The sequence below is a fragment of the Globicatella sp. PHS-GS-PNBC-21-1553 genome (genome assembly GCF_033564055.1).
Lineage (GTDB): Bacteria > Bacillota > Bacilli > Lactobacillales > Aerococcaceae > Globicatella > Globicatella sulfidifaciens.
This window is the reverse complement of record NZ_CP085470.1, coordinates 2,310,134-2,334,708: the sequence shown is the minus strand read 5'-3', so window position 1 is coordinate 2,334,708 and position 24,575 is coordinate 2,310,134. Positions and strand designations below refer to the sequence as shown.

Sequence of the window (24,575 nt, the reverse complement as noted above, 5' to 3'; positions counted from 1 at the left end):
AGTAGATGTCAAAAAATAAAATTTTACAACCTAAAATAAGATTTAAAGAATTTTCTGGTGAAAATGCTGAAGCTTGGGAACAGCGAAAGTTGGGGGAACTAGGTGATATTGTGACAGGTAACACTCCATCAACTAAAGACAAGAATAATTATTCTAAAGACGGAATAATTTGGGTTACTCCAACTGATATTGTTGATAATATCACTTTTAATTCAGCAAAAAGGTTATCGGAGTATGGCATTACTAAAGCCAAAATAGTTCCAAAGAATAGTGTGTTAATTACATCAATTGCTAGTATTGGTAAGAACACCTTATTGGGAGTTGAAGGTAGTTTTAACCAGCAAATAAATGCATTAGTGCCTAATGAATATAATTCACCGTATTTTTTATATACCTTAAGTAGTAAATGGTCAAAATCAATGTTAAATATTGCTGGTAAAGGAACAATGCAGATAGTTAACAAAAATCAGTTTTCAAAAATAAAAACAACCGTACCTTTATTACCAGAACAGAAGTCAATTGAAAATTTATTTATATTATTAGATTCGACAATCACTCTTCATCAGCGTAAGCTCGAAACACTTGAAAGTTTAAAGAAAACTCTACTTTCAAAAATGTTTCCTAAGAATGGAAAAGCAGTTCCAGAGTTAAGATTTGCCGGTTTTACTGACAATTGGGAACAGCGAAAGTTGGGGGAAATTACTTCAATAACTATGGGACAATCGCCTAATTCAGTAAATTATACAAATAATCCTAATGACCATATTTTAGTTCAAGGAAATGCAGACATTTTAAATGGAAAAGTAAATCCTAGAGTCTGGACAAAAGAGGTTACAAAAACTGCAGAACCAGGAGATATTATTTTAACAGTTCGAGCACCTGTTGGAGATGTTGCAGTTACTGAATATAATGTGGTGCTAGGTCGCGGTGTAGCATCAATAAAAGGCAATGGTTTTATCTTTCAGTTACTGAAAACATTTAAATTAAATGGATATTGGTTAAAGTTAAGTACTGGTTCTACTTTTGACTCAATAAATAGTCTTGATTTAAAAAATACAACTGCATATATACCAAATAAAACTGAGCAAGATGCCATCAGTTTTTTACTTTCAATAGTTGATACAACCATCACTCTTCATCAGCGAAAAATAGAACAATATCAAGAATTGAAAAAGACATTACTTTCGAAAATGTTTATATAGAAAAAGGAGTATGACATGACAGAAGAAATTAAAAATTCAAGATCTTTATATCAAGCATTATGGAATTGTGCGGATGAATTACGCTCGAAAATGGATGCCAACGAATACAAATCCTATTTATTAGGCCTTGTATTCTATAAATACTTATCTGATAAAATGCTTTATTATATCTCAGAAGTGTTAGAAGAACCAACTCATAATCTTGATAAAGCACAAAAATTATTTGAAGATTCTTGGCAGGATGATGAAACACGTGAAGATTTGATTGCAATTCTTAACGACGAAATTGGTTATATTTTGGAACCTGCATTATCTTTTACTGCTTTAGTTAATCAAGCTAACATGGGTGAATTTCAATTAGAGTCTTTAGCTCAAGGCTTCAGAAATATTGAACAATCAAATGAAATTTTTGAAGATTTGTTTGAGGATATAGATTTGTACTCGAGAAAATTAGGTGCAAATAATCAAAAACAAAATGCAACAATAGCCAAAATTATGAAAGAATTGTCTAATATTAATTTGGCAGACCATGAAGGTGATATTCTTGGGGATGCTTATGAATATTTAATTGGACAATTTGCAAGTGATTCTGGAAAGAAAGCAGGTGAGTTCTATACGCCTCAACCTGTTTCACAACTAATGACTCGAATTGTTATGCATGGACGTGAGGATAAACGTGATTTCACTGTCTATGATCCAACAATGGGGTCAGGGTCGTTACTTTTAAATGCAAAAAAATATTCAAACTATCCAGATAATGTTGCCTATTTTGGACAAGAATTAAACCGTTCAACCTATAACTTAGCTCGTATGAATATGATTCTTCACGATGTTGCTGTAGAAAATCAAAATTTACGTGATGCTGATACTTTAGATCAAGACTGGCCAACAGATGAACCAACAGATTTTGATGCTGTTTTAATGAATCCACCTTATTCTGCAAAATGGTCAGCAGATAGCGGCTTTTTACAAGATCCACGTTTTTCAAGTTTTGGGGTTTTAGCTCCAAAGTCAAAAGCTGATTTTGCATTCTTACTTCATGGTTATTATCATTTAAAACAAAATTCTGGCGTAATGGCAATTGTTTTACCACATGGTGTACTATTCAGAGGCAATGCAGAAGGTAAGATTCGTCAAAGATTGTTAGAAGAAGGAGCAATTGATACGGTTATTGGATTACCAGCAAATATTTTCTTTAACACAAGTATACCTACAACCATCATGATTCTTAAGAAAAACCGAACAAATAGAGATGTTTTATTTATCGATGCTTCAAAAGAATTTGAAAAAGGTAAAAATCAAAATATTATGACTGATAAACACATTGAAAAAATCTTAAATACTTATATCAGTCGTGAAGAAATTGATAAATTCAGTTATTTAGCAAGCTTTGATGAAATTGTTGAAAATGACTTTAATTTAAATATACCTCGATACGTTGATACTTTTGAAGAAGAAGAAGTTGTTCCATTAAATGAAATTGCCAAAGATATTAAAACACTAGATGCTGAAATCGAGGTAACAACTAAAGAATTATTTGGTATGTTGAATCAACTAGTGGGGACAACACCAGAAGAAGATCAATTCTTACAGGATTTTTTAAAGGAATTTAAATAGAATAACATGGAAATCAACGAAATTATTAAAGAAATCAATCAGTTTAGAGACGAGCGTAATTGGCGACAATATCATAACGAGAAAGATCTAGCAATTTCGATTAGTTTAGAAGCTAATGAACTATTAGAAATTTTTCAGTGGCGTTCGTCTGAGGAAGCAAAGGCAGAGTCGTTAGAGCATTTAAAAGAAGAAATTGCTGATGTTTTAATCTATACTTTAATGATGGCTGATAATTTGGATTTAGACGTAAGCGATATTATTCGAAAAAAATCGTGAAGAATGGCGTTAAGTATCCAATTAGTCAAGCAAAGGGCAGCAATAAGAAATATACTGAGCTAGAAAACAATTAACTAATAGGAAGCATTCGATTAAGCCGAGGATGCTTCTTTATTTTATATTTTTCATTCAGTTCCTATTAAAAGGATTTTAAAGCATATTTTACAAAATTTTTAGACGAGTAGTAGACATGTATATTATGTTAATATAGCTAAAGCTTAGGTAGTCTCGTAACATGGACCTCGTCATTTCATCTGGGCTCTATAAAAGTTACAATAAGATTACCCAATTTGTTGCACGTAACTTTCCCCAGTTACAGAAACAATTGAGGTAATCTTTTTGATATAATTATCCAATTAGGAGGAATGATTGATTTGAAAGAAAGACAAGACTCACTCTTTGGAAGTTGGAGTAAGGAAGAGGAGATGGTGAAGGTAGAACAGGATCGACTGAAAGAGTTATGTGATAAGAATAAAGGAGAAAAGATATGAAAATAAAAAAATTCATGTTAAAAATTATCGTTTATTGAAGGATTTTTCTTTAGATTTAAAGAGTGAACTATCTTTGATTGTTGGTAAAAATAATTGCGGTAAGACTTCGATATTGTCTGTGTTAGATAAAATATTCAATAAAAATTCCAGTCGTACTTTGACATGGGAAGATATTAACTTAAATCATAGAAAGGAAATCTTTGACAATATTAAGGCTGTCTGTGACACCCCTGATTCTGTAATAGAGTCTCGTTTAGGTATCACTCTTCAAGTATGGGTTCAATACTCAGAATCAGATTCTTATCAAAATATCCAAGGTTTTATGATGGATCTAAATCCAGATAATAATTTTATTATTCTTGAATTTTCTTACCTAATTCCTCTTCAAAAGCTTTATGATTTAAGCGAATTAATTCGTGAATTTGCAGATGATTTTTCAAAATTTGATTCATTTATGAAGAAAAATGTGAGAAACTTCTTCGAGATGCAGATATATTCACTAGGATACGATCCTCTTACTCAAAAAGTGACAGAAGAAAAGTCTGATTTACTTGAAATGAAAGATGTTTACAAACTCATTAAAGTAAGAGGGATTAGTGCTACTCGAGAAGTATCTAATAAAGAAAATAATCATTCATTGTCTAAGACGTCAAATCGATTTTATAAATTAAATAATAGCGAAGATATTGACAACAATGCACTTAATATACTTCAATCTGCAATTTTACAAGCAGATGAAACTTTAACGAAAGCTTATAGTGGTGATGATAATAACGAAGGAATATTTACTCCAGTCTTTGAACGAGTAAAAAGATTTGGTGGAAATGATAGTGGATCAGAGTTAGCAATTCATTCATCACTATCTGAGAAGGATATTTTAAGTAATAATACGACGTTGTATTATAAACATGATGATAGTCTATTACCTGAGACATATAATGGTTTGGGGTATTTAAATCTATATGGAATAATTTTTGAAATTGAGACTTTAATGCTAGATATAAAAAATGATCCTGCCGATATTAACCTATTTTATATTGAAGAGCCTGAATCGCATACACATCCACAATTACAGTATATTTTTATTAAGAATATCAAAGATTTATTAAAGGAACACGATAAAGAATTAAAAGTAAGTGGAGGTACTAGTTGTATTCAAACTTTAATTACAACTCACTCATCTCATATAATATCTGACTGTAACTTTGATGATTTAATTTATTTTCAGCGTAATAATGGGGTAGTAGCAAAAGCTTTTAATTCATTGAAAGAAGAATATAAAGAGGAGCAATTAGGATATAGGTTTGTAAAGCAGTATCTTACTCTTAATAGTAGTGAATTATTTTTCGCTGATAAAGTGATTTGTATTGAGGGTGATACGGAAAGAATTTTACTGCCAACAATGATGCAAAAGGTGGATAAAGATAATCCAATAGAACAAAATTCAAATATAATGCCATTACTTTCTCAAAACATTTCAATCATTGAAACAGGTGCTCATTCACAAGTGTTTAGAAAACTATTTGAATTTTTAGGAATTAAAGTACTAATTATTACGGATATTGACAGTACGAAAGAAGAAAAAAACTGGATAAAAATGGAAAGGAGCGTACTGTTTATACAGCTTGTGCTCCTAAAGAGGGTACTCATATTAGTAATAGGTCTATTATAGATTTTTTTGGAAAAGACAATCTGAAACCTGGTGCAAAGACTCAATTTGAATTAGTGGTTGAAAAAACAAAAGAAGAAAAATGCATTGGGAATTTTCGAATTACATATCAAATTCCCGAAGATGGAAGTACGTATCAGCCTGCTAGTTTTGAAGATTCCTTTATCGGTTTAAATAAAGAATTCATTATTAAACAAAAAGATGGTCTTATTGAATATGACGCTTTAAAAAACTTTGATGATAAAGAAATAAAAGATTTATATAATTTTGTTAGGAAAAAAGTGAACAAAAAGTCTGCCTTTGCATCAAGTTTATTGTACTTTGAAGATGAAGAAAACACGTGGAAAGTACCTAAATATATTTCGGAGGGATTATTATGGTTACGAGAACAGTAGAGCCAGAAGTAGAAAAAGTATTTGAAGCAATAGAAAAAGGCTAAAATTTTATTCTTGAAGGCGGGGCTGGAAGTGGTAAAACTTATTCGCTAATTTCAATTATTGAAAAAATATCGATTAAAGAACCTAAGAAATCTATTGTATGTATTACCTATACCAATAATGCTGTAGCGGAGATTAAATCCGGGGTAGTTAATAATAATCTATGGGTATCAACAATCCATGAGTTTATCTGGCATATCATTGGAAATTTTCAAAAAGAACTTAAAGAGTGCCTTGTTGAATTGATAAATGATGATGAACAAAAACTATTCGTCGCTCCAATTGAAATATCTGATGGAGGAATTATATCACATGATTACTTTAATGATGTACGTGTTGACTATGCTGAATGGTATTCTATGAGTATAACAAAGCAAAATAACGTTCAAATAAGTCATGACCATATTATAATAGTTGCTGAAAAAATGTTTTCTAAATATCCTAAGTTATGCGACATTTTGATTGATATAGCTGACTATATTTTTGTAGATGAATACCAAGATACTAACCCGTTAGTTGTAGAAATTCTATTGACACACATACAAAGTAGGGCAAAGAAGAATATTGTGGGATTTTTTGGAGATTCTATGCAAGCCATCTATGACTCAGGAGTAGGAGATTTAAGTTCGTATAATTTAGAAAAAATACCAAAAGCTCAAAATCGTCGCAATCCTCAGAAAGTTATTGATTTAGCTAATAAATTTAGAGATGATGGATTGATTCAAACTCCCTCCAACGAAGCTACAGCACCTAATATGGATAATGGAAGTATCATTCCAGGAACAGTAAAATTTGTCTATGGAAATGATATTAATCAACTTGAAATTCTTAGATTTAGTCAACTTTATAGAGAGTTAGAATTTAATGTACCCCAAAAAACAAAAGAATTGCGCCTGACACATAAACTTAATGCAGAAATGGCAGGTTTCTCTAAGTTATTTGAATTATATAATACTGATTTATTTGTAAAATTAATTACAGGAATAAAGAAAAAGATCAAAGAGAATAAGATAGTTGATGATGGAAAATTATTTAAAGATTTAGTAGATGAAGCTCAAATTGTTGTTAGAAGGGGTGGCCCCTTAGTAATTGACGCAATTAAATCTAATTTAGAACTATTAGCTTTTTACGATGAAATTAAGATGTGCTCGTTCGAAGAAGTTAGTAATAAGATTAAAGTTAATAAAGAATCTCTGTTAGCTTATAAATTGAATGGACTAAGTAGTAGATATGAAGCGGGCACAGATAGAGATAGGATTCTTAAAAGATTAGATTTAATTTATGAGCTAATAGAACTATATAAAACAGGTAAGCATAATGAATTTTTACGTATTACTAAGTTTAAAATAACTTCGTCCAAAGATAAAATTAGTTTATCTAAAATTATGACAGAAATCTCTGCTGATGATATTACAATTGGAAAAGTAATAGAACTTGCAGAAGAAAATAGATTAATTTCAAAGGATGATTTATTTACTAATTTTATTGAAAATAAGGGATACTATTTATGGTCACGAATTAATAAATTACTATTTCAGGAATATGTGAATAGCATTGCTTATCTCAGAGAATATGTATCTGTTATAACGCAGCATAAGGTTAAAGGTAGTGAGTATGAGAATGTATTAGTTTTATTAGATAATGGAAATTGGAAAAGTTATAATTTTGCTGCCTTGTTTGGAAAAGGTTCTTTTAAAGAGAACATTCAAAATAGAACTAAGAGGTTATTCTATGTTGCAATTACAAGAGCAATGAAAAATTTAATTGTTTACATGCCGAGTAATGATAGTCAGATTATTGAAAAAGCAAAAGATTATTTTGAAAAGAATGATATTGTTAATGTTCTTTCATTAGTTGATGAGTAAATTATAATATTTGCTGAGTCAAATTTAGTAATGAAGGAATATGATCATGTTATAAAATGATTTAGTTTAATTTGATATTATAGGTATTTTAAGCTAAGAAATTAATCAAAATATTGATTTTTATATGGAGGGATAAGTGACCCTTTCTTTTTACACAATAATATGGACTTTATATTTTAAAGCCTCAAAATATTTCAGCAACACGAGTATAATTGAAAATGATATTAAAGGTTTACAAGTTCTATAGGAACTGAAAATCCCTTGTTGTAATTGAATGATCAAATTTATAAATCTTTATGTTCTGTAATAATTGCAATGAGTGCAAAAACTTGACACTATCAGTTTACAATTGTAAACTAGAGATAAATCTTGAAACGTAATAAAAATGAATGGCTCAAAATTAGTTCCAATTAATTCTTCTAAGGGAAAATTAGCAAGGTGTCTGGGTTCCAGGAAAACAATAAGTACAGTAAATAGTTTATTATAAATAATATAATTAGACGGAAGCCAAGTAAATTCAAAATTTTAAATGTCGCGTAATCAAAAAAAGACATAGGTGAGAATATATATTTCTCTACGACATGAAAAAGAGAGTATTGGTGAAGTGGCAATTAATTTATTCTAGCATATTTGCTACATAAAAGTAGGAATAACATTATCGAATATCATGTAAGAAGCCAAACCTAATCAAGCAGGTCTTAAAAATATATAAAAGATATTAAATGAAATGAAAACAGTGAGTTTGTCGTTGAAAAACTAAAAAAGTTTTGTTTCAGTCATCATAATTATTAGAGATAAAAATTTTACTGCACTATGGATTAGCTAAACAAGCTATTATTGATTCTGTATTAAGCGGAATATTATTTGACGATATAGCAGCTAAAAGGGAAAAGCTACCAGAAAAGTTAAGAAACAACATTGGTAGGGGGTGGCATCAAGACCTATTATTTAGAAATATGACAAAATAACCAAGCAATGAGATTAATATTCGGGTTTTTAATGATTTTCCCGATAGTCAAAAAGAACTTTAAATATATATTACAAGGAGGATTAATATGAAAAATAACCAACAACATCATCATAATCATAAAGACCACATGGAACACAATTTTAACGAACATGAACCACGTCATAAGCATGAAGAATATGATAATCATACTCACCATGGTCATCATGAAGTGCAAGTAGAAGAAGGATTGCATGATCACCATGGTCATCATGACCATAGTGGGGGTGGACATGAACACCACCATCATGGAAATTTCAAAGAACTCTTTTTAAAATCATTACCATTGGGAATTATTATTCTGTTGCTGTCGCCTATGATGGGAATCACGCTCCCATTTCAGTTCACTTTTCCATATTCAGATATTATTGTTTCCATATTATCCTCTATCTTGTTAATTTATGGTGGAAGACCATTTTATCAAGGTGCGTTAGAAGAATTTAAGCAAAAAGCACCCGGAATGATGTCACTGGTTTCTTTAGGAATATCTGTCTCCTATTTGTACAGTATTTACGCAGTAGTCGCTAAATATTTGACAGGGGAACACGTCATGGATTTTTTCTTTGAATTTGCGTCATTAATTTTGATTATGCTACTTGGACACTGGATTGAGATGAAAGCCATTGGGGAAGCTGGAGATGCCCAACAGGCACTTGCTGAATTATTACCAAAAGATGCGCACGTCGTACTTGACGATGACTCAATTGATACTCGGCCCGTTTCCGAATTAAAAGTAGGTGATATTGTTCGCGTACAGGCAGGAGAAAATGTGCCAGCAGACGGCATTATTAAGAGAGGAGAGTCCCGAGTTAATGAAGCACTATTAACCGGAGAATCTAAGCCTATTGAAAAAAATGTGGGTGAAAAAGTTATTGGGGGCTCTACCAATGGTGAAGGTGTTTTATATGTAGAAGTACAGGAAACAGGAGATAAATCATTCATTTCTCAAGTTCAAGCGCTAATTGGACAAGCACAGAATCAGCCTTCACGAGCTGAGAATATTGCCAATAAAGTGGCTGGTTGGTTATTTTACATTGCGGTCATAGCTGCAGTAATTGCTTTTATATATTGGATGTTGACAACCGATGTACAAACTGCCATCATTTTTATGGTTACAACATTAGTGATCGCCTGTCCGCACGCTTTAGGTTTAGCGATTCCTTTGGTCGTTGCACGAAGTACTAGTTTAGGAGCTAGCCGTGGTTTGCTAGTTAAAGACCGAGAAGCATTGGAATTAGCTACAAACGCGGACGTTATGATTTTAGACAAAACCGGTACATTAACAACCGGTGAATTTAAAGTATTGAATGTTGACTTGTTAAGTGACGATTATACTAAAGAGGAAGTTATTGCTCTTATGGCCGGAATCGAAGGCGGATCGAGTCATCCAATTGCTCAATCCATTATTAGACACGCCGAGCAACAAGATATAACACCTGTAGCGTTTGATTCCATTGATGTGATCTCAGGTGCTGGTGTGGAAGGTGAGGCCAATGGTCACCGCTATGAATTAATTAGTCAAAAAGCATTCGGGCAAAACTTAGATATTGAAGTTCCAAAAGGGGCGACACTTAGTATATTGGTTGATAACGGACAAGCTATCGGTGCGGTAGCTTTGGGAGACGAATTGAAACCTTCAAGCAAGGAGCTCATTCAAGTCTTGAAAGAACAAGGAATTACCCCTCTGATGGCTACTGGGGATAATGAAAAAGCAGCGCAAGGAGCTGCTGAAGCTCTAGGAATTGAATATAAAGCGAATCAATCTCCACAAGATAAGTATGATTTGGTAGAAGAATTTAAAAGACAAGGGCAAACCGTTATTATGGTTGGTGATGGAGTTAACGATGCACCTTCTCTTGCATTAGCAGATGTGGGAATCGCTGTTGGAGCTGGAACACAAGTAGCACTGGATTCAGCTGATGTTGTTCTAATGCAGTCAGACCCTGGCGATATCGAGTCATTTATTGAATTAGCTAATAATACATCTAGCAAAATGAAGCAAAACCTTGTTTGGGGAGCCGGCTATAACTTTCTTGCAATACCTATTGCAGCGGGTATCCTTGCACCATTTGGCATTACTCTAAGCCCTGCAGTCGGAGCAGTTTTGATGTCCTTGTCAACAGTTATCGTTGCAATTAATGCTGTGACTTTAAAACTAGATAAAAAATAATTTTATCAAGTGAGGTATGACTAAATAGTTACATTTTTAATAAGGAATAAAACTTTCTATAATTTTTAAATAAAAAGCAGATGGGCTGGTATACATTCGATAAGGTTTGAATGTATATCAGCCCGTTTTGTTTCACATACTGATTAAAATGAATTAATTTCATGTCCATAACATTGTGTAAAATTAACAAGTACATAAGCGAAGTTGAATTATTAAAAAGGTTATTGGCATTGATATTCGCTAGCTTTATACTTTGGCATATCGTTAATACTTTAAGAAGTTTCAAAAATTAATTATTTAGCGATTGTATTTCAATTGAGACAACAAAAAGCACAAAACGGACAATCTTTTTATCTATATTTTAGCTATTACCATTCAATCATTTAATACAAAATAAAAAGAAGCTTTAGGGGATAACGAAATCTTCTAAAGCTTCTTTTAACTATTCATCATTATTGTGGTTGACTCGTGTTGTCAGTGCTTTCTGTTTCTTGTGGCACAGTAATTTCAGGTGCATAATCGACATTTTCGATATAGTCACCGGTAGCATTCCATAATAAGTACTCATAAACACCATTATCGACTAAAGCATTAATTTGCGCTTGTACTTCTGCATCACCATAGAAAGAGTCATAAGAGAAGTTTTGTAACCATGGTCGAGTCGTAACAGGGCTATTCACATGTTCTAATAATTGCTTTTCTGATAACATATACTCATTAATCAAGTCATACGGTTGGAGGTCAGGGTTTTCTAAGCCAAAGAAACCGACATCCCAGTGTGAAGGGTAAACCATTGAGGAAATAACATCCACTTGATCGGCAATTCCTGCAAAGTTTTGCCCGATACCACGAACATCTTCAGAATTATTAGCAATAGCCGTATAACCAAAGACGTCGGCGTTGACATCAACACCATAGGGTGCTAATTTTTCTTTTGCATACGCTAAAAACTCCGTAATGGCCGCAATTCGTTCTTCACCTTTATCATTTGGATCTTCAGAAATATAATTTTCAAAGCGTCCTTTAGGATAGGTTAAGTATTCTTCTTCATACATAAAGGCATCAGAGAAACGAACGTAGTCAAATTGAACCTCTTTAAAGCCCATTTTGGCGGCTTCAATCGCGACGGCCACGTTATAATCCCATGTTTCTTGTAAGAAAGGATTAGTAAAGTAATCTTCACCGTCCGGGGTCCAAATTTCACCATCTTCTGTTTGGAATGATAGTTCTGGATGTGAAGAAGCTAAAAAGTTGTCTTTAAAGGTTACAATACGAGCAATCGGATAAATATTATTTTGTTCAAAAGTTTTAAGCACTTCCTTATAATCGGCTAAACCTACGACGTTTTCATTAACCATGGGATTATCGGATTCTAAGTTTGGTAGAATTTGACCAGAGTCATCTTTAAAGTCTAACACCGCACTGTTTAATGCTGTCGAATTTAATTTATCGATGCTTTCTTGGAAATACTCAGTATTGATCACACAATCAATTGGCAAATAAATACCTTTAACGCCTTCTTTAGGATAGCTAATATTAATGCCGCTATCATAGAAAAGTGAAGAGGGCAGGTCATCGGGACGTGTTAAAATATTGCTTTTATTAATCACGAGCCCTTCATAGCGATTTCCCTGATTTTGTTTGCGGCGACTACTAAAGTCACTAATGGTCTGGGCGTCTAATTTACTTTCAACTGTCGGTAACTCTGTATAGGTCGGGGTTGATGTTTGATTTTGTGCTTGATTACAACCACTTGCTAGAAGGATGGTCGCTGTAATGCTTAATAATCGTTTTGTATTCATCTTAACACCTCTATTTCGCTTCCTGTAAAGTAACAATCTTTACTTTAGTGTCGACCAATAATCCATTCAACGGTTCAAAGTGTTTCAATACGGCATCTAAATAATAGAGATTGTCTTGTGATAAGGTATTAATATTATCAAATACTTTGAAGAAAGAATTATAATCCACATTAGGATTACCGATTGATTGAAACGTTTGGGCTTCTAAATCAAGATTAGGAAGATAGTTATCCGTGTAAGTCGTTAAATCTGTTTGCAGATTGGTAATCATCGTCGCTAATTTATCAAAGTCACCAACCGGCAAATTCTGATTCTTTTTCGTACTTTCCAATTCCGGTACCAAACTGTTTAATTCTTTCATCGCATCTTTCATATTGTTTAAATGCGTCTTACGTTCAGAAATATTTTGCATCACCAAGATTTCATCTTGATTAAAATACTCTAAATTATCGTTGGCATTGGCTAAATCTTCTTCAAAATCTGATTGAAGGGTGTGTTCTAAATTTTGAACTTCATAAAGTTCATTGACGATTTTCGTCACTTGGTCTTGCATTAATCCAATTGTGTTACTAGCTCTTTCAAGAGAATTGTCACAGCCAGCCACAAATAGCGTTAAAACGACCGTTAGTAGAAAAGGTTTTATCTTCTTCATAAAGTCTCCTTAATAAAAAGTCTTAAATACATGACTTTTCACCTAAAATTAAGTATAATAAACGTTGTATGCTTATTATTATACCAAATATAAAAGCATTTTCACAAGGAGGACACCATGATAATTGGACTTTGCATTGCATTTTTTATTGTTATTATTGACCAATTAGTTAAATATTGGACAATCAACCAAATTGAATTACACAGTTCATTACCAGGGATACCCCAAGTGTTTGATTTTTATTACTTACGTAACACGGGGGCCGGTTGGGGAATACTTTCTGGAAAAATGAATTTATTCTACGTTGCCACCATCTTAATCCTAGTATATTTAGTATATTTACTTTATAAGACTACACCACAACAACGACTTAGTCAAATTGCATACGGTTTGTTGATTGGTGGTGCCTTAGGTAACTTTATCGATCGCTTGTTAAATGGCTATGTCGTCGACATGTTCCGTTTATTATTTATTGATTTCCCTGTATTCAATGTCGCAGATATGGCATTGACATTTGGTGTCATCATTTTAATGATCGTTATTTTATTTGAATTAGAAAAAGAAGGAGCGCATGATGTCACAAACATTTAATTTACAAGGGGAAACGGGACGTTTAGATAAAGTCTTGACAACCTTATTGCCGAGCGAAAGCCGGTCAACGATTCAAAAACTAATTAAACAAGATTTAGTCCAAGTCAATGGTGTCGTTGCGAAAGCTAATCTTAAATTAGAAGGTCACGAGAGCATTACCATTGTCATCCCTGAAGTTGAAGAACCAGAAGAAGAAACGTTAAAAGCAGAAGACATTCCCTTAGATATTGTTTATGAGGATGAAGATTTAGTGGTCATCAATAAAGCAGCTGGCATGGTGGTTCATCCTTCAAAAGGGCATCATTCAGGTACGTTAGTTAATGCTTTATTATATTATTTGGGTCATAACTTAGCCTATCCGGATGATAATACGCGTCCAGGATTGGTGCATCGCATTGATAAAGATACTTCTGGGTTAATAGTAGTCGCTAAAAACAATGCGGCGCATCATTTATTAAGTGAGCAATTAGCCGATCATTCCATGGGAAGAACTTATTATGCATTGGTTCATGGCACTATTAAAGAACCCGAAGGTACGATTGAAGTGCCGTTAAGTCGCGACCCAAGTAATCGATTAAGATGGTCTGTTCAACCAGATGGCAAGTATGCTTTAACTCATTTTAAAGTTTTACAGCGTTATACCGATTCAACACTCGTTGAATTACAATTGGCAACCGGACGTACTCATCAAATTAGAGTACATATGGAATATATTGGGCATCCATTAGTAGGGGATCCTGTTTACCGCATCGGTGTCGGTCAAATGCGAGGGGCGTTGACACGATTAACTGATGGACAATTATTACATGCCAAAGAAATTCATTTTAAACATCCTATTAGCAATCAATTAATGAGTTTTGAAGTGCCGTTGCCTGAACATTTTGAAGACATCTTAAGAACATTAACGCCCCTAGAATAAGGAGGTATCGTTATGATTGCTAATGATAAGATTTTAGAAAAAATCCGCAATCTACTCGAATTAGCCGAAGACGGTGGCAATGACGAGGAAAGTCAGACAGCTTTGATTATGGCGCAAAAATTAATGCTTAAGCATAAAATTTCCCAAAATGAATTAAGTAAGTCAGACAAGCAAGAAATCGTCTTACGCTCATTATCGGTTTATAAGCGTTTATATTGGTGGGAAAAATCATTAGCGATGGTCATTGCTGATAATTTTAGAGTGATGTTATACGTTCAGAGTAATCGTCTCCCTCATCAAACTTCAACCGTCCGTAAAATTGTCTTTATGGGATTTCCAGAAGATACGGATTTAGCTTATGAAATATTTCATTTAGCGGCTGATAGCATGCGTTATCATGCGAGTAATCATTTAAAAGCGATTCAAAAGGAAAATAAGAATGTCGCTTTAGTAGAGTTGCGTAAAGCTTATTACAAAGGGTTTATCGATGGTTTAGAAGAAAAATTTGCAGCTCAACGTGAAGAAATGCAAACGGAAAATGATGCCTATGCACTCGTGATTCAAGTGCCAGATGAAGTGAAAAAAGCCTTTCGTGATCAAGTAGGAGGTCAAAAATTATCGTATAAAGCGCCACGCTATACGAAAGCAGATGCCGCCTATTCGGAAGGGTATATTAAAGGAAATACGGTGAGTTTAAACCGCCAATATTTGGAGAATCATGAGTCATAATATGGACAATCATCAAATCGATGCCCACCTAGGGATTCAGACTCATCACTTAATTGAACAAGAATTTGGCGATCACTTTTGGCATTATCATCGAACAGAATCAACTGATTATCATGTCCTTGATCATCTTTTTCGTGAGTTTGAGTTTAGCGATACTGATCAATTAGTGGATATGGGCAGTGGTACCGGTCGAGTATTGATTTATTCAGCTTATAAATTGAAAATTCCAGTGGTAGGGGTTGAATTCATACCAGCTGCTTTTAATATTGCTCAGCGCAATATATTGGCATTTAGTGAAAAAATGGGTCAACAATATCCGATAACAATTTTGAATCAACCGGTAGAAGAGTATCAAATCTCAAGCCGTGATACGGTCTTTTACTTTTTCAATCCTTTTCAATTAGTTATTATGCGCTCGGTTATCTATCGTATTATGCAATCGGAAGCGGCCTTTCCAAGAAAAATAACCTTGATATATTATTATCCACTTGATAGCTGTATTCAATTTATTGAAGAAAAAACCGACTTTCAATTAAAAAAGACGATTTTATTACCCGGTAATCAACAAGATTCACGAGAAAAAATCGTCATCTATCAAAATAATTTTTAAGAGCGTTCATTCGTTTATTTTCCTGTAAGTAGGAAGTAGAGAAGAAGATAGGTATCAATTAAAGTATTTAGTTAAGTTATTGATAAGCGCATGGCCTGAGTGGCATCAAATAATGTCTTAAAGTCTAATTTAGTAACTATTTTATGCTTGGGTGGGCAAATGAAGCGAAAATCATTTGATTTTCTACTTTTGGTCCACTCCCAACTGTGCATGGGTGGGCAGACGAAGCGAAAATTATTTAATTTTCTACTTCTTGCCCACTCCCTATTTTTTAGTCAAATTCGTATAATTGAGGATATAAGTGACATTGAGGATTACGCGGATGACAAATTTCACGTCCAAAATAGATCATCGCTTGATGTGCTTTCAGCCATAACTCAGGAGGGAGGACATCGCATACTCTCTTTTCAACTTCTAAAGCAGTAGCTGATTTTTTAACAATGTCATGATGTTTACAGATGCGGGTGACATGGGTATCAACAGCAAATGCTGGGATGCCAAAACCGACACTGAGTACAACATTGGCTGTTTTACGACCAACTCCAGATAAACTCATTAGTTCTGCTCGCGTTTGTGGGACTTCGCCATTGAAATTCTCGACTAACTGTTTACCACATTCATGTAAAAATCGGGCTTTATTGCGATAAAGTCCTAAAGTAGCGATATAGGGCTCGATTTCACTTGGGGGCACTGAAGCCATCGCTTCTGGTGTTGGAAATCGTTCAAACAGGGCAGGGGTTACTTTATTGACTGCCACATCCGTTGTTTGGGCACTTAAAGTGACAGCCACCACTAATTCAAACGGATTAGTAAAATCTAAACTAGGTGGGACATCTGGATACAGGGCTATAATTTCTTCAATTACTTTTCTTGCGCGTTTTTTTGATAAAACCATTGTGACTCCTTTAAAAATTATCTTATCTTATTTCATTATATCTGAGGGATATTCTCATGTTTTTTTCACTTTATACATTATTAGTTATACAAAATAGTATAAAAAGCAGGTAAGAATAAGGCCATTAACATACCTATATTCTCACCCTTATCGCGTTTTGTCAATAATGCTTATTTTTCTTCAGGGTACTTAAAGCCGTGTTGTGCTCGCACTGTATCCATTAAACGCATGACAACTAATGAATCTTCTAAGGATACAATGTCCGATTCAATTTTACCTTGTTCAATTAAATTAATAGCTTCGCGTAATTGGAAGTCAAAGCCACCATTATCAGCCGGTCTTTGATAAGTTTCGACTAATTGATTATCTTGGTCATACAGACGCATCACATCAATATGATTAGAACCCTCAATTCTAAACATTCCTTTATCACCAATAATTAAGACATCGGTGTAGCGCATAGTTGCCATTGTCGTTAACATTTGAGCCATCCGGCCATCTGGATAGGTGAGGGTAATGGCGGTAGTACGATCAACTCCTTCATCTGTTAAATCCATTGAGGAGCTAACAGTGGCATAATCATTGCCAAACATTTGCATCACAAAATGAACATTATAGACTCCTAAGTCTAATAAGGCGCCACCAGCTAAATCAGGACGATACATTCTTTCCTTATCTTCAAGTAATGCGCCATGATTAGATTGAATTAAACGTGGCGTCCCAATCACACCTTCATCTAGCATTTGTTTTAATTTTAATTGCAGTGGCATAAAGCGACTCCAAATTGCTTCCATAAAGGTAACTTGTTTTTCATGGGCTAATTTGATTAGTTCAGCTAATTGATTGGCATTAATCGTAATAGCTTTTTCACAAAGAACATGTTTACCATGATTCATCGCTAATTTACAATGTTCATAATGGAAGTTATGAGTTGTTGCGACATAGACTAATTCGACTTCAGGGTCTTCCACTAATTCTAAATAGGATCCATATGCCTTTTCAAAATCAAATTCATCAGCAAATGCTTGTGCTCGCGTTAAATCACGTGCAGCTACAGCATAAGCTGTTGCTTTTTCTTCACAATTAATCGTATGTGCCATTTTACGCGCAATATTGCCCGCACCGATAATACCTACTTTTACCATATAAAAAACCACCTTTAATTTATAATAACCTTATTATAAACCATTCATCATCAATAGTAAAAAAGAATGAAAGTGTTTTTATAAGGAAATGGACAACTATCGCTACTACATTACTAATAATAACCTTCAATAGGGGCGGGCATAAGTTTGGTAAATTTAGCGAAGTTATTGTTCGTTAATAAAAAGCGCAGGGGTTAAGTGGCCTCAAACTGCGTCTAAATGACTTGTCTGAGACCTACTTAACTTGTTCACTCCCAAAAAAAGACTAATAATCAACTGTGAGAAGGGGAGTAGAAACCCTTGTACAATTGATTATTAGTCATAATTAAATATATTCCTTATAAAATTGTGTGTAGGAGGAAGGAATATGATTTAAATCAGTTTATTAAACACCGGAGTAGGCAGCAAAACCACCATCAATCGGTAAAACGACACCATTAACAAAACTTGCTAAGTTTTCGTCGGCTAAGAAGAAAGTACCACCGACTAATTCTTCCGCTTCACCAAAGCGACCCATTGGCGTATTGGTTAAGATTTTGTTAGCACGTGCAGTTGGAGTGCCATCTTCATTAAATAATAAACCACGGTTTTGATTGGTTACTAAGAAGCCAGGTGCAATCGCATTACAGCGAATGCCAACGTGAGAGAAGTGAACCGCTAACCATTGTGTGAAGTTAGAAATAGCCGCTTTAGCTCCCGAATAGGCTGGAATCTTAGTTAATGGAGTAAATGCATTCATACTAGAAATATTAATAATATTTGCGCCTTTACGTCCTACCATGTCTTTAGCAAATACTTGAGTTGGTAACAAAGTACCTAAGTAGTTTAAATTAAAGACGAATTCAATACCTGCTTTATCTAATTCGAAGAAAGATTTCGTTCCTTCAGGTAAATCTGTTTCATGGAATTCATTATCGGTCGTTGCTTTAGGATTATTACCACCAGCACCATTGATTAAAATATCAGTTGGTCCTAAATCATTTAAGACTGCTTCACGGACTTCCTCTAAGTTCGCTTGGTCTAATACATTGGTTTTATAAGCCTTAGCCACGCCACCTTCAGCCACGATTTCGTCTACAAATTTTTGTGCTGCTTCTTCATTTAAATCTAAAAGGGCAACACGAGCGCCTGCTTTAGCAAATTCTTTTGCTAAGAAACCACAAAGGACGCCACCAGCTCCGGTAATGACTACTGTTTTATCTTTAAAATCAATTGTTTTTGTCATATAAAGTTTCCTTTCTTAGCCTTTAATTTTATCGATTGCTTCCCATAATCCTGATAAATAAGTCGCACCTAAGGCACGATCATATAATCCATATCCAGGACGACCGGTTTCTCCCCAAATCATACGACCATGGTCTGGACGAATCGGTCCGTTCCAATTATGATCATGCAAAGCTTTTATGACTTCATACATGTCAATTGAACCATATTCAGAAGGGTGAGCTGTTTCTTTAAATGATTTGCCTTCTTCTAATTTAATGTTACGTGCATGCATGAAGTTTACACGTTGACGATCTAAAGCGTATCTTAAAATTTCAATTGGATCATTATCTGGTGTTGATGCGTATGAACCGACACATAATGTCACACCATTGTATTCACTGTCATATAAGTCTAAGAAACGCTCAACGGCTGCTTTATTCGTAATAATTCTTGGTAAACCAAAAATAGAATAAGGTGGATCATCCGGGTGGATTGCCATTTTTACTTTGACTTCTTCCGCAACAGGCATGACACGTTTAATAAAGTAAGCTAAATTTTCCCATAGTTTTTCTTCGTCAACATCAGCATAAGCATCCATTACAGCTTTCATGCTTTCTTTGGTATAAGAAGAATCCCATCCTGGTAAAGATAATTCACCATTAATTGGGTCCATTTTTTTAGAAACTTCTTCGTCAAAGATTAGGGCAGTCGATCCGTCTTCATAACGATAAGCTAAGTCTGTACGAGTCCAGTCGAATACTGGCATAAAGTTATAACAAACAACATTCACACCTTCGGCTGCTAAGTTACGAATCGTTTCAATATAGTTATCAATTAATTGGTCACGAGTGTCACGACCTAATTTAATATCTTCGTGTACTGGTACGCTCTCAATAACAGACAATTTTAAACCATTTGCTTCAATTGTTTCTTTTAATTGTTTAATACGTTCTCTTGGCCAAACTTCACCAACCGGTACATCATAAATTGCTGATACAATCCCTCTCATCGTCGGAATTTGACGAATATTCTCTAATGTTACCGGATCGTCTTCTCCATACCATCTAAATGTCATTTCCATATTCATTCACCTCTATAATTATTTTTTTATTGACATGCTTTTACAAACTCTTGAGCTTTTGCGACAATACTTTCATAACCTTTTTCCTTCACATCAGCCGCTAGGGCAGATCCAACACCGACTGCACAAGCACCGTTTTGCTTCCATGTTGCGATATTGTCGATAGATACACCACCTGAAGGCATTAGATCAACATTAGGAATGGGTCCGTGAACATCTTTAATAAAGTTAGGCCCTAAAACTCCGCCAGGGAAACATTTGATAATTTTAGCACCGCCATTCATTGCTTGAACAATCTCGGTCACCGTGCCACAACCTGGGAAGTATAATACCTCTTCAGAGAGGGCATAGCGTTGAATTTCTTTATCATAATGGGGACTGACTAAGAAATCGGCACCTGCTACTACCGCATCTTTTGCTAAGTCAAGATTCATTACCGTCCCTGCGCCAATGACTACTTTATCATCTTCACTGAATTCTGCCTTTAGTTGTTTGATAACTTCAGAAGCGTCGGGGGTAGTATAAGTTATTTCCATATTATTAATACCACCTTTGATCGCGTGACGGGCAATCTCTATAGCATCTTCAGCACTTTTACCGCGAATGACAGCAAATATATAATTGTCTTTCAATTTATCTAAAATCATTCAATCATTCTCCTTTTTCTGATGTTGGCTAAAAAAATAAACACATCAGACATAACTCAAAAGTCATCTGATGTATTTATCATATCATAATTTTTTAAATAGTCAATTGAAAACGGTATATTTTTTTTAATCTTCTAAAGAAATTCTATTATGGGATAGATGAATGACCATCGCATCATAGGCTGCGCTTGGATTTCGATCTTGAATTGCTTTAAAAATGTTACGATGCGCTCGAATTGTTTGGTCCATTATTTCATCACTGGTAAAATAGTCATCGTACAAGTTAATTGATTGGATAATAATAGGGATTAATTGTTGCATCGCTAAATTACCACTTGCTTCAGCTATTGCTGTATGGAATTGAATATCTAACTCACGATGTTTGGAGTCTTCTTTATGCTTACGGATTTCAGCTTCGGTTGCTAACATTAATTTTTCTAAGATTTCGATTTCTTCATCGGTACAATGATTAGCCGCTAAGCTAGCCATTCTAGGTTCTAGTAAAAAACGCACTTCAAATAAATCACGCGTTAACTTTAAATAATCTTCTACATCCTCAAAACTTAAAGGGCTATCACTCGTATCGACAAGATTTTTAATATAAGTCCCAGACCCTTGACGTACTTCCACAATATTGCGTGAAACTAACATCCGAATGGCTTCACGCAGGGTACTACGCCCGACTTCTAATCCTTGTGCTAATGTATATTCATTCGGTAATTTATCGCCAATTTCGAATGCTTGTTCTTGGAAATAATCCATTAATCGTTGAGCCGTAATATCAGCTAAACTTTTTTTCATATCATCACCTCGTTCATTTTTTAATTATACCACATTCATCTAAAAAATTAAATATTATCAAGATAGTCATCAGATGACTATTGAAAAGTTATCTGATGAGTGATACACTATAAGTATCAAATGAAAACGTTCATATGAATAAAAATTAAATGCAGGAGGGAAAATCATGGCGTTTATAAAAAAAGATTTTATGATTACAAGTGAAACAGGGCAGCATTTATATAAAAAATATGCAAAGGATTTGCCGATTTATGACTATCATTGTCATTTAAGTCCAGAATTAATAGCGACTGACTATCAATTTGAAGATATTACCGATGTTTGGTTATCTGGTGATCATTATAAATGGCGCGCTTTACGTGCCAATGGCGTGCCGGAAAGTCATATTACTGGTAAAGAAACGAGTGCTAAAGAGAAATTTATGGAATGGGCTCAAACCGTTCCTAATACAGTAGGGAACCCTTTATTCCACTGGACAGCTTTAGAGTTAAAACGATATTTTGATATTGATGATATTTTAACAGCTGACAATGGTGAGGAAATTTTTGATCAATTAAATAAACAAATTCAAGAAAAGCAAATGACGACTCGTTATTTTATTAATCAATCAAATGTCGCTCTAATTGGTACGACCGATAGTCCAGAAGATTCTTTAGAATTCCATCAACAAATCGCTGAGGATGATTCCTTCAAAACAAAAGTCGTCCCTTCATTTAGACCAGATAAAGCTTTAAAAGTGAACGATCCAGCGTTTAGTGAATATGTGCAATTAATTGGTAAAGTAGCTGATAGAAAGGTTAATCATTATCAAGATTTTGTTGATGCTTTAGCTCAACGTATCGCATTCTTTGATTCAGTGGGAACTGTTGCTTCAGACCATGCTTTAGAAGAAGTCAATTATGTCACAGCGACTAATGAAGATATAGAGGCAATTTTTGCCAAAGGATTAAAAGGGGACACACTCACTTCACAAGAAGTGAACCAATATACTAGCCGTTTATTAGTCGACTTAGCAAAACTTTATGCGGATTATGATTGGGCGATGCAAATTCATTTTGGTGCTTTACGTAATAATAATACTAAAATGTTTGAAACATTAGGACCTGATACTGGATTTGACTCTATTCGTGACTCGAGTAATGATGCAAGTGGATTAAACCGATTATTTGACGCAATGAATCAAAATAATGGATTACCTAAGATGATTATATACCCATTGAATCCAACGCAATATGATGTTATTGGCAGTGCTTTAGCTAACTTCCAAAGTAATGATAAAGGCATCAAATCTAAATTACAATTAGGTTCTGGTTGGTGGTTTAATGATACCGAACGTGGTATGCGTGCTCAAATGGCTGCTTTAGCTGATCAAGGACTTTTAATGAATTTTGTCGGTATGTTAACCGATTCAAGAAGTTTCTTATCATATCCACGTCATGAATACTTCCGTCGAATTTTGTGCCAATTTATCGGTGAACAAGTCGATGCGGGTAAAATTCCTAATGATGAATCATTATTGAAGACTTTAGTTCAAAATATTTGTTACTACAATGCCGTAAATTACTTCACCAAAAATACGGATAAATAATTAGCTGTCGTAGTTTAGATAAATGACGAGTTGACGAAAGTTTAACGAAGAGATAAGAGATATTATTGTGTTAAACTAATGCTTTTATCTTATTATAAAATAGAACTCAATTAAAAAGACTCTCTCAATTATAGCGTACTTCACCACAGTACCGCTTTAATTAAGGGAGTCATTTTTTATTAGTTAATTGAATAGGGCAAGCTAACATTTAACAAACTCTTCTTTCATCGTAGATAAAGACCGGGCGAAAAAGTTAAGCTTATTAAGTACCGAAAAATAATCTTAAGCGTGACACGCTGCTACAAATGCTTTGGCTTTAGTAACCACACTTTCATAACCATGTTCCTTCACATCAGAGGCTAGGGCAGAACCAACCCCAACAGCACAGGCACCATTTTTCTTCCAGGTAGCAATATTATCTAATGAAACACCACCGGAAGGCATTAAATTAACTTCTGGAATCGGTCCATGAACATCTTTAATAAAATTAGGTCCTAAGACGCCACCAGGGAAGCATTTAATAATGTTAGCCCCACCGTTCATTGCCTGCACAATTTCAGTGACCGTTCCACACCCTGGGAAGTATTCGACTTTCGCTTCTTTAGCATAAGCTAAAATCTCAGTATCAAGATGGGGACTTACCATAAAATCGGCTCCGGCAGCTACTGATTCCTTCGCTAATTCTAAATTCATCACCGTTCCTGCACCAATCACCACACGACTATCGTCTTTAAATTCTTCTTTTAATTGTTTAATGACAGCTGATGCATCCGGTGTTGTATAGGTGATTTCCATATTAAAAATACCACCTTTAATTGCATGACGGGCAATTTCCAGCGCATCATCGGCTGATTTACCACGAATTACTGCGAAAATATAATTATCTTTCAATTGTTCTAATACCATCTAGACCACTCCTTTATTCATCTATATAAAATTTTATCACAAGCAACCAATCGTGTAAATGTAAACCCTTTATAATAGCAATTTTTAAGCTATTATTGACAAGAATAACTAATTTAGACGTTCATCAGTAATACCCCTTTTACAGCAGTCAAAATAATGAGAAATGTAAACGTCAAATCAAATTTCTGAAAATAATGTAAAATAATTTCGGACATTGTAAATGATGCGTAAATTTCTGATGAGTTTTTAATAAAGTCAATTGACTTTAGC

General features: G+C 34.2%; 19 protein-coding genes and 2 pseudogenes. 12 read left to right on the top strand and 9 right to left on the bottom strand.

What is annotated here, in order from left to right; all coding sequences use genetic code 11:
* Window positions 1-5: 5 nt before the first annotated feature.
* From LB888_RS11190 to LB888_RS11160, 7 genes and pseudogenes are all read left to right on the top strand, one after another.
* Window positions 6-1,202 (top strand): restriction endonuclease subunit S, encoded by a 1,197-nt coding sequence (locus tag LB888_RS11190; protein ID WP_318752974.1) that lies wholly within the window; start codon window positions 6-8, stop codon window positions 1,200-1,202.
* A 15-nt stretch (window positions 1,203-1,217) separates the two neighbouring features.
* Entirely contained in the window at window positions 1,218-2,819 is a 1,602-nt protein-coding gene (locus tag LB888_RS11185) for a type I restriction-modification system subunit M (RefSeq protein ID WP_318752973.1), read from the top strand.
* A gap of 6 nt (window positions 2,820-2,825) precedes the next feature.
* A pseudogene (locus LB888_RS11180) lies at window positions 2,826-3,169 on the top strand (nucleotide pyrophosphohydrolase).
* 291 nt (window positions 3,170-3,460) lie between these two features.
* Window positions 3,461-3,586 carry a hypothetical protein gene (locus LB888_RS11175; RefSeq protein WP_318752972.1) on the top strand — a complete coding sequence of 42 codons (126 nt, stop codon included), beginning with the start codon at window positions 3,461-3,463 and terminating at the stop codon, window positions 3,584-3,586.
* Window positions 3,558-5,650, top strand: a pseudogene (locus LB888_RS11170) (ATP-dependent nuclease). The gene LB888_RS11175 and the pseudogene LB888_RS11170 overlap by 29 nt, the downstream one beginning before the upstream one ends.
* 50 nt (window positions 5,651-5,700) lie before the next feature.
* Window positions 5,701-7,557, top strand: coding sequence for a UvrD-helicase domain-containing protein (locus LB888_RS11165; RefSeq protein ID WP_318753982.1), 1,857 nt, complete (start codon window positions 5,701-5,703; stop codon window positions 7,555-7,557).
* A gap of 1,055 nt (window positions 7,558-8,612) precedes the next feature.
* Entirely contained in the window at window positions 8,613-10,733 is a 2,121-nt protein-coding gene (locus LB888_RS11160) for a copper-translocating P-type ATPase (protein ID WP_318752971.1), read from the top strand.
* A gap of 452 nt (window positions 10,734-11,185) precedes the next feature.
* On the opposite strand, the gene LB888_RS11155 is transcribed toward LB888_RS11160, so the two are convergent.
* Window positions 11,186-12,535: a putative glycoside hydrolase gene (locus tag LB888_RS11155; RefSeq protein WP_318752970.1), complete on the bottom strand. Its 1,350-nt coding sequence runs from the start codon at window positions 12,533-12,535 to the stop codon at window positions 11,186-11,188.
* A 10-nt stretch (window positions 12,536-12,545) separates the two neighbouring features.
* A complete protein-coding gene (locus LB888_RS11150) occupies window positions 12,546-13,187 on the bottom strand; it encodes a YkyA family protein (RefSeq protein ID WP_318752969.1) in 642 nt (213 codons plus the stop codon).
* Between the two features lie 117 nt (window positions 13,188-13,304).
* Between LB888_RS11150 and lspA the strand changes: the two genes are divergently transcribed.
* From lspA to LB888_RS11130, 4 genes are read left to right on the top strand one after another with little or no spacing between them, the layout of a single operon-like run.
* Window positions 13,305-13,778, top strand: coding sequence for a signal peptidase II (lspA, locus tag LB888_RS11145; protein ID WP_311920239.1), 474 nt, complete (start codon window positions 13,305-13,307; stop codon window positions 13,776-13,778).
* Complete coding sequence (locus tag LB888_RS11140; RefSeq protein WP_318752968.1) at window positions 13,762-14,697, top strand: RluA family pseudouridine synthase; 936 nt, start codon at window positions 13,762-13,764, stop codon at window positions 14,695-14,697. The genes lspA and LB888_RS11140 overlap by 17 nt, the downstream gene beginning before the upstream one ends.
* A 12-nt stretch (window positions 14,698-14,709) precedes the next feature.
* The gene (locus tag LB888_RS11135; protein ID WP_078755932.1) at window positions 14,710-15,426 is read left to right on the top strand and encodes a DUF2786 domain-containing protein; all 717 of its coding nucleotides are present in this window, start codon (window positions 14,710-14,712) and stop codon (window positions 15,424-15,426) included.
* Between the two features lies 1 nt (window position 15,427).
* The gene (locus LB888_RS11130; protein ID WP_318752967.1) at window positions 15,428-16,036 is read left to right on the top strand and encodes a class I SAM-dependent methyltransferase; all 609 of its coding nucleotides are present in this window, start codon (window positions 15,428-15,430) and stop codon (window positions 16,034-16,036) included.
* Window positions 16,037-16,307: 271 nt separating this feature from the next.
* Here the strand turns inward: LB888_RS11130 and nth are convergent, their stop codons facing one another.
* From nth to LB888_RS11100, 6 genes are all read right to left on the bottom strand, one after another.
* Window positions 16,308-16,931, bottom strand: coding sequence for an endonuclease III (gene nth, locus LB888_RS11125; RefSeq protein ID WP_071408718.1), 624 nt, complete (start codon window positions 16,929-16,931; stop codon window positions 16,308-16,310).
* A 170-nt stretch (window positions 16,932-17,101) separates the two neighbouring features.
* Window positions 17,102-18,076, bottom strand: a complete 975-nt coding sequence (locus tag LB888_RS11120) for a Gfo/Idh/MocA family protein (RefSeq protein ID WP_276648132.1) — start codon at window positions 18,074-18,076, stop codon at window positions 17,102-17,104.
* A 385-nt stretch (window positions 18,077-18,461) separates the two neighbouring features.
* A complete protein-coding gene (locus tag LB888_RS11115) occupies window positions 18,462-19,301 on the bottom strand; it encodes an SDR family oxidoreductase (RefSeq protein WP_078755936.1) in 840 nt (279 codons plus the stop codon).
* Window positions 19,302-19,316: 15 nt separating this feature from the next.
* Entirely contained in the window at window positions 19,317-20,363 is a 1,047-nt protein-coding gene (gene uxuA, locus LB888_RS11110; RefSeq protein ID WP_318752966.1) for a mannonate dehydratase, read from the bottom strand.
* 26 nt (window positions 20,364-20,389) lie between these two features.
* On the bottom strand, window positions 20,390-21,007 hold the full coding sequence (locus LB888_RS11105; protein ID WP_318753981.1) for a bifunctional 4-hydroxy-2-oxoglutarate aldolase/2-dehydro-3-deoxy-phosphogluconate aldolase: 618 nt from the start codon (window positions 21,005-21,007) through the stop codon (window positions 20,390-20,392).
* Between the two features lie 129 nt (window positions 21,008-21,136).
* Complete coding sequence (locus LB888_RS11100; protein WP_071408723.1) at window positions 21,137-21,811, bottom strand: FadR/GntR family transcriptional regulator; 675 nt, start codon at window positions 21,809-21,811, stop codon at window positions 21,137-21,139.
* A gap of 166 nt (window positions 21,812-21,977) precedes the next feature.
* On the opposite strand from LB888_RS11100, the gene uxaC reads away from it, so the two are divergent.
* Window positions 21,978-23,399, top strand: coding sequence for a glucuronate isomerase (uxaC, locus tag LB888_RS11095; protein ID WP_318752965.1), 1,422 nt, complete (start codon window positions 21,978-21,980; stop codon window positions 23,397-23,399).
* 282 nt (window positions 23,400-23,681) lie between these two features.
* On the opposite strand, the gene LB888_RS11090 is transcribed toward uxaC, so the two are convergent.
* Window positions 23,682-24,305, bottom strand: a complete 624-nt coding sequence (locus tag LB888_RS11090) for a bifunctional 4-hydroxy-2-oxoglutarate aldolase/2-dehydro-3-deoxy-phosphogluconate aldolase (protein ID WP_318752964.1) — start codon at window positions 24,303-24,305, stop codon at window positions 23,682-23,684.
* Window positions 24,306-24,575: the final 270 nt, after the last annotated feature.

Excerpts from the sequence above, each read along its gene's own strand:
- nth (WP_071408718.1), bottom strand. The coding sequence starts at position 16,931 with ATGGTTTTATCAAAAAAACGCGCAAGAAAAGTAATTGAAGAAATTATA.
- LB888_RS11190 (WP_318752974.1), top strand. The coding sequence starts at position 6 with ATGTCAAAAAATAAAATTTTACAACCTAAAATAAGATTTAAAGAATTT.
- LB888_RS11185 (WP_318752973.1), top strand. The coding sequence starts at position 1,218 with ATGACAGAAGAAATTAAAAATTCAAGATCTTTATATCAAGCATTATGG.
- LB888_RS11160 (WP_318752971.1), top strand. The coding sequence starts at position 8,613 with ATGAAAAATAACCAACAACATCATCATAATCATAAAGACCACATGGAA.
- LB888_RS11120 (WP_276648132.1), bottom strand. The coding sequence starts at position 18,076 with ATGGTAAAAGTAGGTATTATCGGTGCGGGCAATATTGCGCGTAAAATG.
- LB888_RS11130 (WP_318752967.1), top strand. The coding sequence starts at position 15,428 with ATGGACAATCATCAAATCGATGCCCACCTAGGGATTCAGACTCATCAC.
- LB888_RS11135 (WP_078755932.1), top strand. The coding sequence starts at position 14,710 with ATGATTGCTAATGATAAGATTTTAGAAAAAATCCGCAATCTACTCGAA.
- LB888_RS11155 (WP_318752970.1), bottom strand. The coding sequence starts at position 12,535 with ATGAATACAAAACGATTATTAAGCATTACAGCGACCATCCTTCTAGCA.
- LB888_RS11175 (WP_318752972.1), top strand. The coding sequence starts at position 3,461 with ATGATTGATTTGAAAGAAAGACAAGACTCACTCTTTGGAAGTTGGAGT.
- LB888_RS11100 (WP_071408723.1), bottom strand. The coding sequence starts at position 21,811 with ATGAAAAAAAGTTTAGCTGATATTACGGCTCAACGATTAATGGATTAT.
- uxaC (WP_318752965.1), top strand. The coding sequence starts at position 21,978 with ATGGCGTTTATAAAAAAAGATTTTATGATTACAAGTGAAACAGGGCAG.
- LB888_RS11150 (WP_318752969.1), bottom strand. The coding sequence starts at position 13,187 with ATGAAGAAGATAAAACCTTTTCTACTAACGGTCGTTTTAACGCTATTT.
- LB888_RS11140 (WP_318752968.1), top strand. The coding sequence starts at position 13,762 with ATGTCACAAACATTTAATTTACAAGGGGAAACGGGACGTTTAGATAAA.
- LB888_RS11090 (WP_318752964.1), bottom strand. The coding sequence starts at position 24,305 with ATGGTATTAGAACAATTGAAAGATAATTATATTTTCGCAGTAATTCGT.
- uxuA (WP_318752966.1), bottom strand. The coding sequence starts at position 20,363 with ATGGAAATGACATTTAGATGGTATGGAGAAGACGATCCGGTAACATTA.
- LB888_RS11115 (WP_078755936.1), bottom strand. The coding sequence starts at position 19,301 with ATGACAAAAACAATTGATTTTAAAGATAAAACAGTAGTCATTACCGGA.
- lspA (WP_311920239.1), top strand. The coding sequence starts at position 13,305 with ATGATAATTGGACTTTGCATTGCATTTTTTATTGTTATTATTGACCAA.